Consider the following 18,638-nt stretch of genomic DNA (forward strand, 5'->3'; position numbering starts at 1 on the left):
GTCACCTAACCGTGCAGCAGACCCTCATGAAACCCGGGCACGGGCGCGTCGATTACCTCCTCTACGTAGACAAAGAGGTCGTAGGCGTGATCGAGGCCAAGCCGATGGGCACACCTCTCTCGGGTGTGGAATGGCAGTCGGCGATGTATGCCACTGGCTTACCTGACGACGTGCGCAAGAAGGCGCTCGACCCGGAGGGTCGCCTGCCGTTCGTCTTCGAAGCTTCGGGTTCCGAAACGCACTTCACCGATGGCTTCGACCCGGCACCGCGTTCACGACGCATTTTTAATTTTCCGAAGCCAGAGACGCTGGCCGCGACTATCCGTGCGGCTCACGATGAACCAACAGTGCCGCCGACCTGGCGAGGCAGGGTCCGAGAACTTCCAGCACTCGACGAGTCGGGTCTCCGGCCTGCGCAGATCGACGCTGTGAAGGGCCTCGAGCACAGCCTCTCCGAACAGCGCTATGGGCGCTCGCTGATCCAAATGGCGACCGGCGCAGGTAAAACGTTCACCGCGGTCACCGAGGCCTATCGGCTATTGAAATGGGGCGGCTTCAAACGTGTGTTGTTCCTCGTGGACCGTAATAATCTCGCCGACCAGACGATGGGTGAGTTCAGCAATTACCGCACGCCCGACGATAATCGACGTTTCACCGAACTGTATAACGTAGCCAAGCTCACAAGCGGCGGGATGCCGGATTCCACGAAGGTCGCCATCTCCACAATCCAGCGCGTTTTCAAGGCCATCAAAAACGAAGATGTCCCCGAGGGCGACGACCCCGGGCTCGACGACTTCACCCCAGACGAGCCGGTGACAGTCGCATACAACTCTGACCTACCTCCGGAATCTTTCGATCTCGTAATCGTCGATGAGGCGCACCGCTCCATCTACGGTGTCTGGCGGGGTGTGCTCGAATACTTCGACGCACATGTTGTCGGGCTCACCGCGACGCCTGGCAAGCAGACCTTCGGGTTCTTCCAGCAGAATCTCGTTTCTGAGTACACCTACCAACAGTCGGTGGCCGATGGGGTGAACGTCGACTTCGACATCTACAGAATCAAGACGGAGATCTCCGCCAGCGGCTCGACGATTGAGGCTGGCACGTACGTTCCCACCGTGAATCGCGCGACTCGTGAACAAAAGCTCGTCAAACTCGACGACGACCTTGATTACGCTCCGGGTCAGCTCGACCGCGCAGTGACGTCAAAGAGTCAGATCCGCCTCGTACTTGAGACCTTCCGAGACAAGCTCTTTACTGAGATCTTTCCTGGCCGTCACACTGTGCCGAAGACACTCATCTTCGCCAAAGATGACAATCACGCAGAAGAGATCGTACAGACTGTGCGAGAGGTATTTGGCAAGGGCAATGACTTCGCCGCGAAGATTACCTACTCGGTGAAAGATCCGAAGGGGCATCTCAAGGCGTTCCGCACGAGTCCTAGGATGCGCATCGCAGTTACGGTCGACATGATCGCGACCGGTACTGATGTGAAGCCACTTGAGTGTGTGATGTTCATGCGCGACGTGCGAAGCGGCCAATACTTCGAGCAGATGAAGGGACGCGGTGCGCGCACAATTGCTCCCGCGGACCTCAAAGCCGTCACCGACGATGCCGAGGCCAAGACCCGATTCGTAATTGTCGATGCCATCGGAGTCACCGAGCATGATTTCGTGGAGCCACCGCTCAACCGTGACAAGTCGATCAGCTTGAAGAAGCTGCTCGATAAGGCCGCGACATTGAATCTCACCGAAGACGAAACTGCGACCCTCGCGAGCCGCCTAGCGGCTCTCGATCGGCAACTCAAGCCCGAGGAACGGTCTGAGCTTGATGAGGTTGCGCACACGTCGATGCACGCGATCGTGCGCGCGCTGGTCGATGCCGTTGATCCAAATAAGCAGGCCGAAGTGATCGTTGCGGATCCTGGCCGAGACCCAGAGCTGGTGATCGAAGCGATGCTCGAGCGCGCCATCGAACCGCTCGCAGCAAACCCCGAGTTGCGCACTCGCATCATCGAGTTGCGTCGGCTCAAGGATCAGGTCGTCGACGAGGTCAGCGTCGATGTACTCAACGAGGCCTACGGTGTGCAGCGACTTGACCGCGCGAAAGAGATCGTCGATTCCTGGCGCGAGTATCTGAACTCGAACCGCGCCGAGATCAGCGCAATCGAGCTGATGTTTGAGGCGAGGGGTCGGGGTATCTCATTCGCACAGATCGAAGAGTTGAAGGAACGGATCGCCCGCCCACCGCACAACTGGACGGTCGATCTCATTTGGAATGCGTACCTTTCCTTGGAGATTGAGTACCGGGGTCGCCCTGAGAACAGGGATCGGCACACGACCACAGACCTCATCTCACTATTGCGTCTCGAGACCGGTGTTGATGATGCTCTCGTGCCGTATGCCGAACAGGTTGAGGCACGCTACGAGAACTGGTTGGCTCGCCAGGATCAGGCGGGCGTGAACTTCACCGAAGTGCAGCGCTGGTGGCTCGACAAGATGATGCAGATCATCGCTTCCTCGGCGGGTCTAGACGCCGACGATCTCGAGAACGCGCCCTTCGATGAGCGCGGCGGCATCGACGGCGCTCTCCGAGACCTCGGTGACAACGCGGGCGACCTCATCGAAGAACTGAACCGGGAGTTGGCCGCGTGACCTGGGAACGACAACCGATCGGTGACCTCCTTTTAGACCTACCGAACAAGAAGGTCGTACAACAGGGGTGGAGCCCCAAATGTCATACGCATCCTGCAACGCAGGATAATTGGGGTGTCCTGAAGACGACGGCTATTCAAGCCGGACGTTTTCTACCGGAACACAATAAGGAGCTTCCTGACACGCTAGAACCACGGTCAAATATCGAGGTTGAGGTCGGCGATCTACTTCTTACCTGTGCCGGGCCGCGTGCTCGCTGCGGAATCCCTGCCCTTGTACGTGCGACTCCCACGCGTTTGATGATGTCCGGCAAGATGTATCGGCTGAGGCCGGATGAACGACTCGACGCGCGTTTCTTGGAACTTTATCTCCTCAGCGATGAGGCGCAGAAGCGCATCGACGAGATGAAAACAGGCATTTCAGATAGCGGTCTGAACCTAACCCATGGGCGATTCGTTCAGCTACCGGTTCCGGTGCCGCCATTGGAGGAACAGCTCCGCATCGTCGCAATCCTCGAAGATCACCTCTCCCGTCTAGACGCAGCCGACAAATACATGACCGCCGCCAACAGACGCGCGCGGTCTTGGGCGTCGGCGTCGATTGAAGCCGTGCTGTGGCGCGACAGCCCTTCGATGAAGAAGGTCGGGGATCTCCTTCGGGAGAAGATGCGAAATGGACGTTCGGATCGAGCGGTGCAAGGTCGCGAGACCGGCACTCGCACTCTGACCCTGACTGCGGTAACGCGGAACAGCTTCACAGACCGCTTCACGAAGGAGACTTTAACTACATCTGCCGTTGCTGAGGGGCTTTGGCTCGAGCCCGGCGATATCTTCGTGCAGCGTGCAAATGCACCGGAGTTGGTGGGCACGGCAGCCCGCTACGCAGGTCCAGCTTATTGGGCGATCTTTCCTGATCTCCTGATCCGACTTCGCCCGGACGAAACTCGGGTCGTCGGTCGCTACCTTGTTGCGGCGTTGCGAACTGAACGAGTGCACAGAACGCTTCGCGCCCGGGCCAAAGGGCTTTCCGGATCAATGCCGAAGATTGATCAACGTGCTGTTGCAGACACGCTTGTGCCTTGCCCCGATTTGGCTGCGCAAATGCGCGCGGTCAATGAAATCGCTGAGATAGAAGCGTCCTTCTCCGGGCTTCAACAACAGCTCCAGCGTCAGCAACGCCGTTCCACTGCCCTCCGCCGTTCCCTCCTTGCTGCGGCATTCTCGGGTCGACTGACTGGCTCCTCTCCCGTAATGTCAGAGGCTCCGGAGATGATTGGCGCATGACTGGCAAACAGGTCAAGCTTTTCCTTGTGGATGGGACCCCGGGTGGGCTCATGACGGCTGAGATCACTAACTGGACCGGCAGCATTGTCTCTGCGCGTCGGTCAGCTCTAGCTGAACTACTTGGTCGCGAAGAAGCAGAGCGCACCGGAGTGTACTTGTTACTAGGCGAAGATGAAGACGCAGTCGGCGACACGCGCTGTTACATCGGGGAAGCAGACACCGTGGCAACTCGGCTGCGTAGCCACGCTAAAGAGAAGCCGTTCTGGAACCAGGCAGTCGTCGTCACCTCGAAAGACACCAATCTGACGAAGTCACACGTCAGATATCTCGAGTCTCGCCTCATCGAACTCGCCACGCAAGCAGGTCGCGTCACGCTCGAAAATGGCACTGCCCCGCCACGGCCGCGGCTCCCCGAGGCCGACCTGTCAGACATGGAATACTTTCTCGGGCAGTTGCAGATCGTGCTCCCCGTGCTCGGCGTGAACGCCATCCGCGTTCGGCCACAGCCGGGATCACCCGAGGCTGGTAACTCAACGGTCTCTCCAGTTTTCCAACTGAAAAGTGCGCGGCTCGGTGTCAACGCAAGCGCTCAGCAGATCGACGGCGAGTTCGTCATGCTCAGCGGGTCTCTAGTGGTTCCCCACTGGCATGGTGTCGGCAATGCGATCAGCACGCAACGCGCATACGCGAGCTACCGCGCCCAACACGAAGAGCTCCTTGCTGAAGGTTCGATTGTGGTCGAGAACGGAACCGGGCGCACGACACGCGACATCGTTTTCTCGTCCCCTTCGACGGCCGGGGCTATCGCCCTAGGACGCTCCTGCAATGGTCGTGTCGAGTGGGTGAGCGCCGAGGGTGCATTCGGAGCGTGGGAGAGCCGAGGTGTCGAGGATGCTTAGACGAGACACTCGCGGTCGCACTGGTGCCGATGTAGATTGGGGGCACAACATCCCCCGAGCCTCTCCACGATGCGCAACCGGGGGATTTTCTGATCTCGCTTGGCCCTGGGAGGCTACACGGGCTAGACTTGAGCTAATAGTTCAGCCCGCCCAGTCTTCTGGTGTGGGCTGGATCTCTTTTAGGCAGGGGATCGCTTGATTCGCCCCATCAAGCCTTATGAGACGCTCGAGTCGCACCTCTCGAAGATCCAGCAGCGTGGGATGGTGATCGATCTCGACTCACCCGATCAATGGCTCACGAGTGTCGGCTACTACCGTCTGAGCGGGTACTGGTATCCGTACCGAGAGCTAGTTGCCGGTCGTCGCGACGACGAGTTCACACCGGGAACAACATTCAGCGATGTCGTCGCGCTCTACGAGTTCGACCGCAAACTCCGCACGCTGATCCATGACGGTGTCGAACGCATAGAGGTGATGCTTCGCGCGCAGCTCAACGAGGCCATCGGTATTATCGGCCCGCTGGCGTATCTCGACTCGAAACACTTCAGACCAAACTTCGACCACCCCGCATGGTTGCAAACAGTTGAACGTCGAACTGATCGCGCTCGCCGCCGAAATGACGCCGTCAAACACCACGATGAGCACTATGGCGGGAAGCTCCCAATCTGGGCAATGACAGAATTGCTCGACTTCGCGGACGTATCACGACTCTATGAAGGGTTACCCGCGAGCATGCAGTGGGAGATTGCTGAGCAAGTCGGCGTTCGCATCGATCTGAGCAAGTTGCGAAAGAACCCGGCAGAGAAAGCGCGCAAGAATCACCCCCTTGTTCGCTGGTACGAGCAACTCGCGATTGTCCGCAACACGAGCGCCCACCACGCGCGCCTCTGGAACCGGTCCTTTGCGCCGGTCGGCACTGCCGCAATGCGAACGATCCCAGCCCTCATATCACTGCCCGAGGGCCAAAGTGAGCGCCTCTATGGCGCCCTTTGCGTGATGGGCACGCTGTTGGATGCGGCCTCACCAGGTACAACCTGGGGCGCCAAAGTGCGAGATCTCGTCAGCAGTTCTTTCGCCTCTATTCAAGGTCGCCACGTTGGAGAGATGGGCTTCCCCGAAACATGGCAAGGCGATCCGTTCTGGTCAGGAGGCCGCAATGTCTGATTCCCGTCGCTTGGTCGACAAGCTCGACTCGTTCCGAAATCTGCTTCGTGATGACGGCGTCGGCGTGCTCGACTACATCGAGCAACTCACCTACCTGCTGTTCCTCAAGATGGCGCACGAGCGCGCCACGCGAAAGCTCAGGCCAGAGCAAATCGTGCCCGAACAGTACTCGTGGCAGCGACTCCTCGATAGTGAGGGTGCGGCGCTAGAACTCGAGTACTCAAATATTCTTTCGGGACTGGCCAACCAGCCCGGCACGCTCGGTGTGATCTTCCGCAAGTCCCAGAACCGGATCCAAGACCCGGCCAAACTTAAGCGACTGATCGTCGATCTGATCGACAAGGAGCAGTGGTCCGCCTCCGGCACTGACCTGAAGGGTGACGCCTACGAGCAGCTTCTCGCCAAGGGCGCTTCAGACAAGGGCTCGGGGGCAGGGCAGTACTTCACTCCGCGAGACTTGATCCAGGCCATCGTCGACGTAATGCAGCCCACCGCCGACGACACCGTGATCGACCCTGCATGCGGCACTGGCGGTTTTCTACTTGTTGCCCACGACTTTGCGTCGCGCGACGCAGAGCACCTCACCCCAATCCAGCGCGACCGGCTGCGAGACGAATTCGCACATGGAACCGAACTCGTGGACGGTACCGCGCGCCTGGCCGCAATGAATCTACTGCTCCACGGCATCGGCACTTCAAACGGTGACTCCTTGATCGACGTACGCGACGCGCTGATCGCCGATCCCGGCGATCGATACTCTGTCGTACTGTCGAACCCGCCATTCGGGCGCAAGTCATCAATGACAATGGTCGGAGCGGATGGCCGGGAGTCGAAGGAAGACACCGAGATTGAGCGCGCTGACTTCGTCACCACCACGAGCAATAAGCAGTTGAACTTTGTGCAGCACATCATGACGATTCTCGACATCAATGGCCGTGCCGCCGTGGTGCTGCCCGATAACGTGCTCTTCGAGGGCGGAGCGGGGGAAGTGCTGCGCCGAAAGCTGCTGAACGATTTCGATCTGCATACGATCCTGCGCTTACCTACTGGCATCTTCTACGCCCAAGGTGTGAAAGCAAATGTGCTGTTCTTTGATAGGAAGCCTGCAAGCGAAGTGCCGTGGACACGGAGGCTCTGGGTATACGACCTGCGCACCAACCAGCATTTCACCCCCAAACAAAACCCGCTACGTCGGGCGCACCTCGATGAGTTCGTCGACTCGTTCTTGCTCGGGAATTCGCGCGAAGAACGCGCGGAGTCTGAACGCTGGCAGTCGTTCGCCTACGACGAGCTGATCGCCCGTGACAAAGTGAACCTCGATATCACTTGGCTCAAGGATGATTCTCTCGACGACCTCGACTCGCTTCCCGCGCCTGACGTCATCGCGCGGGAGATTGTCGAGGACCTCACCGCGGCATTGGCCGAGTTTGAAGCCGTTGCCGCGGCACTGGAAGAGGCGGCATTGAGTAGTAGCGACTCGCCGATCAAGTAAGACGGGCCTGCGCTTATGTGATGACGGTGCCGCAAAATTTGCGGGACCGTCCTCCTCGACGCGATTGTTGCATCGCCACTGCGTTGGAGCAGTAGCTCCGGTCAATCCTTTGTTTCCAAGGTACGCTCGCCCTCCCCTTTCGTCCACGCTTTTACCGTGAGAACGAAATGCTCTCGTCTCGGTATGTCACAGCAGGATCTCCAAAACGTTCTGTAGGGCTGGCTTCGTCTTCGGGAATCTATCGGCCATCGCCAGAAGCTGAGACGGGCTGCTCTTCCTCACCCGAAGCCATCGTTTGAGCGCGTCAATCGCGAGGTCGCTGCCCCAATCATGGCTGAGGCGGAACAGATCGATGATCGTACGTTCTGCGGAGTACAGTCCGATTGCTCTCCCGCCAGGCAGTGCGTGTTCAGTACGGCCAATGTCGAAAGTCGCGGCATCGAAGTGGTGCCAACTGATCGGTGCGCTCCAAGCGGTCAATGGCTTCGTGCCTCGCGGGATGGCGATGTTGCTGCGCGTTGGAATCTCGTCTGTGAGGTCATGGATCGATAGCGCCGTCAGCATGCAGAGTGTTGCTTGCGGCCGCTTTGCAGCGATTGCCATCCACGCGGCTGTGGTGTCGTCCGTTGCGCCAGCGCGTAGGAACTGACCGGGTGCGATCCGTTCATACTCCTCGGCCTCAATGAGTCGCTCGAACTGCCTGCGTGTGAGTCCTGCGTCTGCGATGTCCTTGTATCCCAGCATGTCTGGCAGCAGTGCAGCATCCATGTTCACCTCCACCCGAACCGAACTAGTTACACATACAGCATACCTGTTACTGTTTCTGATCACCAGAGTTCCGAACCTCGTCATCCGAATGCCCTCTCCAGCAGTCCCGCCGTCGTGGGGTTGACGGTTTCGTCGCGGCGGATGTAGTGCTTGATCGTGATGGCAGGGTCGGTGTGGCCAAGAAGTTGCGATGCCAGTTCGACGCCCGCGCTTTCGTTGATCGTGGTTGCGACCGTGCGGCGAAACTTGTGCGGTGTGACGCCTTCAATCCCGGCCAGGTCCATGACGTGGCGGAGCTGACGGCGCACGTTGTTTGTCGTCAACGGAGTGCCCTCGCGGGAACAGAACAGCAGCGCGTCGGGGTCGATCGTGTCGCGTTGCTTCAGTCGATACTGCACGGCTGTTGCGGCGAACCCCGGGAGCTGAATCGTGCGCAGTGAGCGAGCGGTCTTCGGGTGATCCTGCCGTGTCGTCGGCTCGCCCTTCGGGCTGACGATCGTTCCGGCGATCCGCACGGATGGCACACTGAGGTCGATGTCACGTCGGCGAATTGCGAGCACTTCACCGATGCGCGCGGATGTTCCCAGCATGACCTCGATGATTGCACCGAGTTGCCCGTCGGGTTTCGGCCCCGAGACGTCGCGTCCGGCTTCCCAATACGCAATCGCCGCACGGATCGCGGTGATTTCCTCGGGCGTGAAGGCGTCGGGCATCCGCGCGTCCCGATGAAAACGTGCAACGTGATCGACGGGGTTGCGCAGCAGCACCTCGTGTCGCACCGCCAGCGCGAGGGCGAGTCGCAGCACGACGCGCGCATGTTTCGCTTTCGAATACGAATCCTTCGCAAGCCGCTTCAGAAACTGGTCGCAGCGGGCCACCCCGATTTCGCGCAGCGTCAGGTCCTTGAACGCGGGCAGCACAAGGGTGCGCATGTCTCGTTCATACAGTTGCCGGGTGGCCTTCGAGAGCCGATCCTCAAGCCCTATGTCTTCGAGCCAGTACGCGACCAGATCAGGGAACGAGCTGTCCGCCGTGAGCGATCCCGCGCTCGGTGCAATCAGATTGCGGTCGACGCACTTGGCCTTGAGCGCGTGCGTTGCAGCGGCTGCAGTGTCGCCGCTCGCCTGCACGAGCCGGGTGGCGCCATCCCAGTCCCGGTAGCGGGCGCGAGCTTCGATGCGCCCGCTCGGGCGACGGCGGGTGGTGATCTCACCGTAGGTGCCGATCGTCAGGCGCGGGCGGCTCACAGCGTCACCGTCGAGGCAATTGAGGCGGCAAAGACTGTGAAGACGGCGCGGGGTCGCGCTGCGCTTCGATCCACTCGGTCACGTCCGTGACGGCGAACTTGAGGTGTTTGCCGAAGCGGTACGCACGCGGACCGATGCCCCGCGAGCGCCAGTCGTAAATGGTCGAGACAGGCACGCCGAGATAGGCCGACAGCTCGCGGATATCGAGCAGAGGCGGCAAGTCGGGCAGAGGTAGCGGAAGCGAAGTTGAGCTGGTCATGCAATGCATGGTTTGCATGGCTCTGGTCCCCTTTTGGCCCCCCGACTGGAACTATCGAGAGCATGGGGACTACCCATCCCAGTGACGGGTCCGTGTGAATGGAAGACTGTGCTCACGGTTGATACGTGATATGGGCATCATGCCACCGGATGCTCGGCCGCATACCGCAAATCGGCTGCTCGAGCCCGACAGCACCCGGACCCGGAGGACCTGCTGGAGCCGCGATTCAACGATGCCCTCGAACCAGGGACGATCTTCGTCGGCGATATCCCTTAAGTGTCGACCGGCGAGGGGTCGCGCCCTCAGGCGTCGAGGTGGTCGCCGTCGATGATGGCATGCGCGGCCTCTTCGGCTTCGGCGCCCTCTTCGGGTGATTCCGACCCGGCCTGGGCGGCAGTGTCGTCAGTGTGCTTCTGCGGATCCTTCGGATCACTCATGATGTCTCCTTCGTCGAATCCGACGACCGTATGCGCACGTCAACTCCTCGAGTGAGGGCCTTGACGGATGCCGTCACACCAGACTCACCGCGGATCCGCGGACGCCTGAGGTCGATCAGGTGCCCGCCCCCACCGAGTATCACTATCGCGACGTGGGCAGGGTGGGATCTTCAACCAAGCCATCCCAGATGTAGGCGGTGGCGAACAGCATCATCGCGATCCGAGCGCTTTTGCGTCGACATCGTCACGGTCGGCATGTACAACCACGTCGTCAACGCGGTGGACGAGTTCTCGAACGCGGTGATCGAAGGAGACCTGGGCGCCGCGAGGCTGGTGTGGAAGCGTCTGGCGCCCGACATCGAGCCCTCTGCGGCGGTCGTCATCACCCAGGCACTGAGCGAAGACGACGTGGCACTCCTGCGACGGGTGTTCCCGTAGTCAAGCCCCGCGGCTGTCGTCGGGCCCGCTTGTACGCTCGACCAATGCCGTACGGCCCCATCTCTTCCCTCGCGACTCCCGCTGACCCCGCGGTCGGGCACCGGCGTCAGCCCCTGCTCGCGCACGCGGCAGTGAACGCCCGACCCCTGGCGCTGGCCTACCGGATCATCGCGTTCGCGCTCATCCTGGCGGGGGTCGTCTGCAACTCCGGGGTGTTGTCGGGGGCCCCGGACTGGTCGACCCTGCTGTTCTACACGATGATCAGCAACCTCCTCTGCCTCGGGTGGATGCTGCTGCTGATCATCCGCACCGCGCGGGATCTGCGTCGACGGGGCACCTCCGGTACCTCGACTCCGAGTGCGAGAGGAAGCGGGGCGGTGATGATGGCGATCACCGTGACCATGCTCATCTATCTGATCGTGCTGGTGCCGACTCGGTTCCAGCAGGGCGACGCCGACATCTTCTCCCTCACCGACAATCTCATCCACATCATCACGCCGTGCCTGGTGATCGGCGACTGGCTGCTCTTCGTCCCGAAGGGCACGTTCCGCTGGATCGATCCTCTGCGCTGGACACTGATCCCCTACGCTTACCTGGTGTTCGGCTTCATCTACGGTGCGCTGGGCGGAGAGTTCACGCCCGGACAGACCTATCCATATCCGTTCATGAACATCGAGAAGCTGGGTCTGGGTGGCGTCGCCCTGTCTGCCGCGCTCGTCGTCGTCGGCTTCCTCTTCGTCGCCATCGACCGGATGCTCGGCGCTGCCGGTCGTCGCATCGTTCTCTGAGGCCAGGGGCGAATCCTCCTGCATCCGGCTGACACCTGACGCATGGCACCGCCCCCTCACCTCGCCCCCAGGGCCCCACGGATACACTGGACCGATGCCCGAAAACCCGAACGACCCGACCGATGCGTTCGTCCGCGTTCGCGGCGCCAACGAGAACAACCTCAGGAACGTCGACGTCGATGTGCCGCGCGACAGGATCGTCGCGTTCACCGGCGTCTCCGGATCGGGCAAGTCCTCCCTGGCATTCGGCACCATCTTCACCGAGGCCCAGCGCCGCTACCTGGAGTCCGTCGCCCCGTATGCACGGCGCCTCATCCAGCAGGGTCATGATCCGCACGTCGAGTCGATCTCGGGCCTGCCCCCGGCCGTCGCACTGCAGCAGCGCCGCGGCGCCCCCAGCTCGCGATCGAGCGTCGGTACCGTCACCACGCTGTCGAACTCGCTTCGGATGCTGTTCTCCCGCGCCGGCACCTTCCCCGAAGGGTTCACGACGCGCCTCGACTCCGACGCTTTCTCGCCGAACACCGCAGCCGGCGCCTGCCCCGAGTGCCATGGCATCGGCGTCTCGCACACCGTCAGCGAGAACTCGCTGGTACCCGATCCCTCGCTGAGCATCCGCGATGGCGCCATCGCCGCCTGGCCGGGTGCGTGGCAGGCGAAGAACCTGCGAGACATCACCATCGCGCTCGGGTACGACGTTGAGCGCCCGTGGCACGACCTCGATCAGGCCGACCGCGACTGGATCCTCTTCACCGACGAGCAGCCGGTCGTGCAGATCACCCCGCAGCGCGACCGCGTGGCGAAGCCCTACAACGGCATGTTCTGGAGTGCGAAGAAGTACGTCTTCCACACGCTGGCCGACTCGAAGAGCCAGATGATGCGCACGAAGGTGCTGCAGTTCGTGCGGTCGGGCCCGTGCCCGCTCTGCCACGGCACAGGTCTTCGCCGCGAGGCACTGGCCGTCACGTTCGCCGGGCGCACGATCGCCGAGCTCAACGCCCTCCCGATGACCGAACTCGCCGAGGTGTTGCGCCCGACCACGCAGCTCACGGACGCTGCGCACGCGCTGCCGACCACGCTCTCCGGCGAGCGCACTGATGTCGCCGTCGCTCTCACCACCGATCTCCTGGCGCGCATCACCGTGCTCACCGACCTCGGCCTCGGGTACCTCGGGCTCGGCCGGGTGACGACCACGCTCTCCCCCGGCGAGATGCAGCGCCTGCGGCTCGCCACCCAGCTGCGGTCAGGGCTCTTCGGTGTCGTCTACGTGCTCGACGAGCCGTCGGCCGGCCTGCACCCCGCCGATGCGGAGCCGTTGCTCGATGTCTTGGAGCAGCTCAAGCGCTCGGGCAACTCGGTTTTCGTGGTCGAGCACAACATGAATGTCGTCCGCCACGCCGACTGGATCGTCGACGTCGGCCCCGGCGCGGGCGAGGGCGGTGGTGACGTGCTCTACAGCGGAGCGGTCGACGGACTCGCCGCGGTCGAGGCGTCCGTCACCCGGCCGTTCCTCTTCCCCGATCAGGGCACCACGGCGGCAGATCGCCGCGACGTGCGCGAGCCCGCGAACTGGCTCACCGTCGAGGGCATCACGCTGCACAACCTCGCCGACGTCGATGCGGCCATTCCGCTCGGCACCTTCGTCGCGGTCACCGGTGTCTCAGGGTCGGGCAAGTCGACGCTCGTGAGCCGCGTGCTGCGTGATGTCGTGCGCGAGCATCTGCGCTCCGGCCGCGACGACGGCATCGATGATCCGGACGACGCCACGACCACCGACCCCGCAGGCGATGACGCGGGTCTCACCGAAGCGACGGTCCCGGATGCGCACGCCGACACGCTGACGGTGCGCCGTGCCACGGGGCTCGAGCACATCGACCGGCTCGTGCGCGTGGATCAGAAGCCGATCGGACGCACCCCTCGGTCGAACCTGGCGACTTACACAGGCCTGTTCGACGCGGTCCGGACGACCTTCGCGAAGACCGACCTCGCTCGGGAGCGCGGGTATACCGCCGGACGCTTCTCGTTCAACGTCGCCGGTGGACGCTGCGAGACCTGCCTCGGCGAGGGGTTCGTGTCGGTGGAGCTCCTCTTCCTGCCCGGCAGCTATGGACGCTGCCCGACCTGTCACGGCGCCCGGTACAACGCCGACACTCTCGAGGTCACCTACGACGGCAAGACGATCGCCGATGTGCTCGCGCTGACGGTCGAGCAGGCATCCGGCTTCCTCGCGCCGGTGCTGGCGGCTGCGCGCAGCCTGCAGGCCCTCCTCGACGTCGGGCTCGGCTATCTGCGACTCGGTCAGCCCGCGACCGAGCTGTCGGGCGGCGAGGCGCAACGCATCAAGCTGGCGACCGAGCTGCAGCGTGTGCGCCGAGGCCACACCCTCTACCTGCTCGACGAGCCGACGACGGGCCTGCATCCCGCCGATGTGCGGCGGTTGCTCGCGCAGCTGCACGCGCTGGTCGACTCCGGAGACACGGTCGTGGTCGTCGAACACGAAATGGATGTCGTCGCCGCCGCGGACTGGGTCATCGACCTCGGCCCGTCGGGTGGGGATGCCGGCGGGCGCATCGTCGCGACGGGAACACCGGATGCCGTGGCGAAAGACCCCGCGAGCCGTACGGCCCCGTATCTCGCCGAGCGCCTCAGCCGTTGACCCGTCCCGAGTGACTCAGCCCACCCGCACGTCGGACGCCCCCGGCACAACGAGGATCAGCGAGCACTGGAAGCGGTACGCGCCGCTGCCGCGAAGGGCGTCTACTTTCCGCAACAAAAGGCCCGGAGACTCTTGCGAGTTTCCGGGCCTTTCTCGGTTTACGTCGGGCTGACAGGATTTGAACCTGCGACCCCTTGGAAAATCCCTGGTCAGAGCGGGTTTTTTCGAAAATCTTGGATTGTCTCGGGTTCCCTAGTGTGGGCTGGGAAGTAGGCGTTTCGCCTCCTCCGAGTGTATCCGGTTGGAGGTGGTCCATCAGGATCGATTGAGGCGAGTTTACGGTGGTCATACGCGAGGCTTGGCCGATCCTGCTTGTTGGCGCGACTTGTGGGCACAAGACCTCGGCAACAAAAATGAGGTCGTCGACAATCGTCAGTCGGCAACAAGCATTCTCACCAGCCTTACACAAAGTTGGATCCGGTCCTCGGAGTCGACTTGCCGGATGCCGTTGAACGATTGCTGGACGGGCACCAGTCCGTCGCCTGTCGCAGCGAATTGATCAAGCACCGAGCGAACCGTTGCCGAGACATCCGGGCGCTCGTGGGGGACATCGACGCGGAAGCCATCTTCCATGCAGTGGATCTCAACCGCAGAGCCCTTGAGTCTGAGCCCGGGGTCATCTTCCCGAAACCAATTGGGCTCCTCGACGACGTCTCGGAACCCGCCCTCGACCCACGCTGCACGCAGCAGTGCGTCGCTGAAGCGGGAGACGTAGGAGCCGCCATAGAGGATGCGCAAGTGACGGTAACTGAAGCCACCGAGCGTCTGGTCGTAGGTCTTGTTGTGGAAGTACCCGTCTCCGACCGAGCTGCGTGCGCCTTCGTACCGCGAGAGGTAGTAGCGCCAATCGAAGTACGACCGACTTTCCCGCTCCGCAAGCCACTCCGAACGGATCGCATCAAGGGTCTCTTTCCCTTCTGCACTGCCGCTGGAACGACGAGCCGAGTAATCATCGAGCAGTGCCATCAAAGGGTCACGGATGAAGGCCAGGTCCTCACGCTTACCCGTCGTAAGCAAGTCCATCCACGAGTCGTCCTTCTGAGAGCTTCCGAGCTGCCGCACCTCGCCGCCCCACTTCACATCACGCGAGTAGTCCCCTTTCGTGAGGAGCGTCGCGCCAAAGAGGTCACGGAGAGTCCTCTCACTGACTTCGTCGAACGCACGGGCGCGCGTTGAGAGCATCTCCGGCTGCAGGTCAATAGCCTGGATACGGCCCCGCATGAGCAAATTGTCCTCTAACTCGTGGATCGCCGGAATGACCTCCGGATGCTGATCCATCCAACGCCACTTGAGCGACTCGTCCGTCACCCAGTAGTCACGGAATCCTGCCATGCCGTCGAATACGCCCTGGAGTATCAGCCTTTCGGTAGACGCTACGTAGTCAGACATGTACCGGTCGCGGTCGAGGAATGCTGCTGTGATGTTTCGCAATGATCGGAGGCGTCGTTGCACGTCGCCGGTCGTGAGCGTCTCACCCGCTTGTCGGGCCAGAAGCACAGCGAACAGCAACAGCGTTTCCTGCGCAGAAAACTCGCTGCCGTACCGCGTCAGGCAGGCACCAAGGAGGTCCGACGTGGACGAAAACAGCGGCAACGAATCATTCCGCGTCTTACCCACCGCAAACAGTCCATTGAATACCTCGGCAGGATCGGTTCCTACCCAGGTGTCGAACGCATGGAAGAAAAAGTCCCGGTTGCGTTCGGCGTAGCCGTTCCCTGGATCAGCGAGGGCAAGACGTGCTCGCTCTTCCAGCGGAAGGAGTTGCCGGGAGTCCTTGTCGCGCCATCTGCGTTCAGGTGCACCATCACGCCACTCACAGATCTCGACGATGAACGTGAGATACCGCATGAACTCATCATCAACGGTCTTGTCTCCGCCGTACAGTTTCTCGTAGCTCCAGAGGACATCGGTCCATGCTCCGTCGATGCTCTCAGCAAGGTGCCTGTACCGAGCGGGGTCCGCTTCTTTGATGATCGTTTCCACGTCGGCTTTGAAAACCTCGAAGGGCGTCAACGGCTTTCCCCGCGAGTTCATCTTGATGTAGAGGTCCTCACCGTATTCCATGTCTTCAACGGGGAGGAAGAGGAACCAAATCGCTCCGGGCGAAGACTCGGTCGGCCGACGTTCGAGGCGTTGCCAGATGGCCGTGAACTCATCGTCGCGGCCCGCGAACCGTATATGGATGGCATCCAGGATCACGAGCATCGAAGCGATCGTGGGATCCTGGCGCCATGGGTACAGGTACCACGGCTGGTCTGTGATCCACTCAGACGGCGTCTGAGATTCGCCCGGGTACGGGTGCGTCGCGAGCGCGGCCGTGAAGTTCCGCGCTGTCGGTCTAGTTGCGTACGAGAAACAGAGCCACGCCGCATTGGAGTCGAGCGTCTGCGCCCGCGACGCGATGTACCAGTGCATCAAGAAGAGTGTCGTCAGGCGTTGCTGTCCATCGAGAGGGCGGAGCACACCGGACCGAAGCTCACCATAAATGAAGTCGAGCCCCATACCTTCGTCGGACCTCGCCGCGGCAATTAGGGCATCGAGAAAGCGGTCACGGATAAGGGTCGCCTCATCGTCCTTGCGGCCCTGTGCATAGTCGCGCTGGATGATGGGAATCTCGATCTGCGTGATAGCCGGTCGGTCACTCGTTGGCGGATCGAAGAGGCCAAGGAAAGTCGTGGGATAACCCTTCATTAGTCGCTCTCTCCGCTGGTTATCACGTCAGGTTTGAGGAAGTCGCTAACGACAGCGATGAGCGTGTCGTAGTACGCCGCCCGATCTTGCGAACTCCAGAACGAGAGTTGCTGGTCCTCACTGCCGGTGTAGTACTTCAGGAAGACGTTGCGTGTGCACGGCAGGAGGTACGCGCCCTGAGCGTCCAATTCCAGGATGCGTTCACGTTTGAGCGCGAAGACCGCATTGTTGAGCTTACTGTTGAACTCGCGCTGAAGGAGCGCGAGATTGCCCAGCCCGTGGAGGTCGTCCTCGTCCGAGGTATCCCCATCAGTGCTGAAGAGCGTGAAGACCCGACCCTGGATGTCTTGAAAGCCATCGATGTCGGTTCGTGTAGGCGGCAGAGCGAGGTGTTTGTCGATGCCTCTGATGAGCGCGTCAACCTCACCCTGCGCATCTGCATTCCAGGTGGTTTTGTTGATCTTTGCCCGGTGGGACACGAGCCAGTCTCTGCGCTGCTCCTCCTTTTTGAACTCCTGTGAGTTCTGGGCGTGGATATGCTCCAGCGACCAGCCTCGTAAGGCGTATTCAAAGAACGAGAATCGTGCGCCTTGGTCGGAGCTTGCCAGCACCGTCTCAACGTTCATCAGCAGCAGGATCTCTACACATTTCTCTGCGTGCCTCGAGTCGTCGTAGCGGAGGAGCGATACGTCCGCTGCGGTCAGATCAAGTCGATTTCGTATGAGTTGTCGCAGGTAGGTGGCGAAGGCGCTGTGTGTCTGTGACTTCGACGCCTCGATGAGGTCGGTTACATGGGTACCGGTCGCGATGAGGTAGCCGATCCGGTGGTAGAGCTCGCGGTCGTTATACCAGCCCACTAGCAGACCGTGCCGGGCGACGACCTCATCCCAGAATGCGTCGATGTTTGTCGCGGCGACTTGCTCAAGCACCTGACTGAAGGTCCAGAAGCGAGGTCGCGCCTTCAGGCCTGCGTCCGGAGTCAGGCTCTCGAACAAGAAATCGATATGGGTCGATCGCGTCGTCGACGAGCCGGTGAGGAATGCCCAGAATTGCGCGTCCCGGAGATCGCGTTCAAAGCCATCCCATTGAGCAGCGATCTCCTGTTGCCTGCTGAACTGTGCGCCCTCCCGTGCCGAGTTTGACAGCACTAGCGCCTTTATCAGTTCAGAGTCCGTGAGCGGGATACGGTCTCGGTTCAGTCGAATGAACAATTCAGTCGGATCAGTACCAGGGGGAGCTTCGTACCAGATGACATAGACCCACTTGGAGAGTGCGGAATGGATGTCGATGGCTGCCTGTGTCGCGTTGCTCTGTTCACTGAACCATTCCGCGATGGCGTCGTAAGCGGCTGCGATGTGATGAAAATCGATGTTCTCGTCGCGACGAGAACGGTCAAGGTTTTCGAGGTACTGTTTACTCCCCTCCCGCGTCTCGTATGAGAGCGAGTACGCGACAGCAGACCCCGGAAGCGTCGTTGCAATGTATTTCGTAATGAGGAGAAGCGTGGTGAGCCGCTGCTGACCGTCGACAAGCTCCCAGCCATCGTCCCGGCGAAGAACCACAATAGGCTGCAGTATGTAGTCGCCCGGGAACTCTCGGCGCTTCTGTGCATCTGTCAAGTTCCCCTTGATGTCATCAAGGAGCTGGCGCACCTCGTCTCGACCCCAGCGGTACCCCCGTTGGTAGGCCGCGACGAAGAAAGCACCTTTGAGATAAGGCGTGTCTGGATCACCCTGCATGACGAGCCGCCGCTCGAGCGTCGCTTCCATCCCGCTCCCCCCTTGCATCGAGACCGTCATCCC

The 18,638-nt window shown here is 61.3% G+C and carries 14 protein-coding genes; 8 read left to right on the top strand and 6 right to left on the bottom strand.

The annotated features are described in order from the left end of the window. Nucleotides 1–11 precede the first annotated feature (11 nt). The 5 genes from JW030_RS10100 to JW030_RS10120 all read left to right on the top strand — a co-directional run bounded on the left by JW030_RS10100 (nucleotide 12) and on the right by JW030_RS10120 (nucleotide 7,492). Nucleotides 12–2,654: a DEAD/DEAH box helicase family protein gene (locus tag JW030_RS10100; protein WP_241095415.1), complete on the top strand. Its 2,643-nt coding sequence runs from the start codon at nucleotides 12–14 to the stop codon at nucleotides 2,652–2,654. Beyond that, a complete protein-coding gene (locus tag JW030_RS10105; protein WP_188046740.1) occupies nucleotides 2,651–3,937 on the top strand; it encodes a restriction endonuclease subunit S in 1,287 nt (428 codons plus the stop codon). The genes JW030_RS10100 and JW030_RS10105 overlap by 4 nt, the downstream gene beginning before the upstream one ends. Then, a complete protein-coding gene (locus tag JW030_RS10110; RefSeq protein ID WP_188046741.1) occupies nucleotides 3,934–4,836 on the top strand; it encodes a GIY-YIG nuclease family protein in 903 nt (300 codons plus the stop codon). The genes JW030_RS10105 and JW030_RS10110 overlap by 4 nt, the downstream gene beginning before the upstream one ends. A 195-nt stretch (nucleotides 4,837–5,031) precedes the next feature. Further along, nucleotides 5,032–6,000 (top strand): Abi family protein, encoded by a 969-nt coding sequence (locus JW030_RS10115; protein WP_206348554.1) that lies wholly within the window; start codon nucleotides 5,032–5,034, stop codon nucleotides 5,998–6,000. Nucleotides 6,001–6,010: 10 nt separating this feature from the next. Beyond that, entirely contained in the window at nucleotides 6,011–7,492 is a 1,482-nt protein-coding gene (locus tag JW030_RS10120) for a class I SAM-dependent DNA methyltransferase (RefSeq protein WP_241095416.1), read from the top strand. A 186-nt stretch (nucleotides 7,493–7,678) separates the two neighbouring features. On the opposite strand, the gene JW030_RS10125 is transcribed toward JW030_RS10120, so the two are convergent. From JW030_RS10125 to JW030_RS13600, 4 genes are all read right to left on the bottom strand, one after another. Then, nucleotides 7,679–8,260 carry a hypothetical protein gene (locus tag JW030_RS10125; protein ID WP_188046742.1) on the bottom strand — a complete coding sequence of 194 codons (582 nt, stop codon included), beginning with the start codon at nucleotides 8,258–8,260 and terminating at the stop codon, nucleotides 7,679–7,681. Between the two features lie 80 nt (nucleotides 8,261–8,340). Continuing rightward, a complete protein-coding gene (locus JW030_RS10130; RefSeq protein ID WP_188046743.1) occupies nucleotides 8,341–9,507 on the bottom strand; it encodes a tyrosine-type recombinase/integrase in 1,167 nt (388 codons plus the stop codon). A 4-nt stretch (nucleotides 9,508–9,511) separates the two neighbouring features. Next, nucleotides 9,512–9,784, bottom strand: a complete 273-nt coding sequence (locus JW030_RS10135) for a helix-turn-helix domain-containing protein (RefSeq protein ID WP_241095417.1) — start codon at nucleotides 9,782–9,784, stop codon at nucleotides 9,512–9,514. 284 nt (nucleotides 9,785–10,068) lie between these two features. Beyond that, nucleotides 10,069–10,203, bottom strand: coding sequence for a hypothetical protein (locus JW030_RS13600; protein WP_255499232.1), 135 nt, complete (start codon nucleotides 10,201–10,203; stop codon nucleotides 10,069–10,071). Between the two features lie 255 nt (nucleotides 10,204–10,458). Here JW030_RS13600 and JW030_RS10140 point away from each other — a divergent pair, with 255 nt between their 5' ends. The 3 genes from JW030_RS10140 to JW030_RS10150 all read left to right on the top strand — a co-directional run bounded on the left by JW030_RS10140 (nucleotide 10,459) and on the right by JW030_RS10150 (nucleotide 14,085). Continuing rightward, nucleotides 10,459–10,641: a hypothetical protein gene (locus JW030_RS10140; protein WP_188046744.1), complete on the top strand. Its 183-nt coding sequence runs from the start codon at nucleotides 10,459–10,461 to the stop codon at nucleotides 10,639–10,641. A gap of 44 nt (nucleotides 10,642–10,685) precedes the next feature. After that, complete coding sequence (locus JW030_RS10145; protein WP_188046745.1) at nucleotides 10,686–11,429, top strand: Pr6Pr family membrane protein; 744 nt, start codon at nucleotides 10,686–10,688, stop codon at nucleotides 11,427–11,429. Between the two features lie 94 nt (nucleotides 11,430–11,523). Beyond that, complete coding sequence (locus JW030_RS10150; RefSeq protein WP_188046746.1) at nucleotides 11,524–14,085, top strand: excinuclease ABC subunit UvrA; 2,562 nt, start codon at nucleotides 11,524–11,526, stop codon at nucleotides 14,083–14,085. A 432-nt stretch (nucleotides 14,086–14,517) separates the two neighbouring features. On the opposite strand, the gene JW030_RS10155 is transcribed toward JW030_RS10150, so the two are convergent. Continuing rightward, entirely contained in the window at nucleotides 14,518–16,836 is a 2,319-nt protein-coding gene (locus JW030_RS10155; RefSeq protein ID WP_188046747.1) for a DUF262 domain-containing protein, read from the bottom strand. Continuing rightward, nucleotides 16,836–18,635, bottom strand: a complete 1,800-nt coding sequence (locus JW030_RS10160; protein ID WP_188046748.1) for a DUF262 domain-containing protein — start codon at nucleotides 18,633–18,635, stop codon at nucleotides 16,836–16,838. Before JW030_RS10160 ends, JW030_RS10155 begins: the two co-directional genes overlap by 1 nt. Nucleotides 18,636–18,638 lie beyond the last annotated feature (3 nt).

Origin of the sequence: Leucobacter sp. CX169 (assembly GCF_017161405.1) — a bacterium.
Classification (GTDB): Bacteria; Actinomycetota; Actinomycetes; order Actinomycetales; family Microbacteriaceae; genus Cx-87.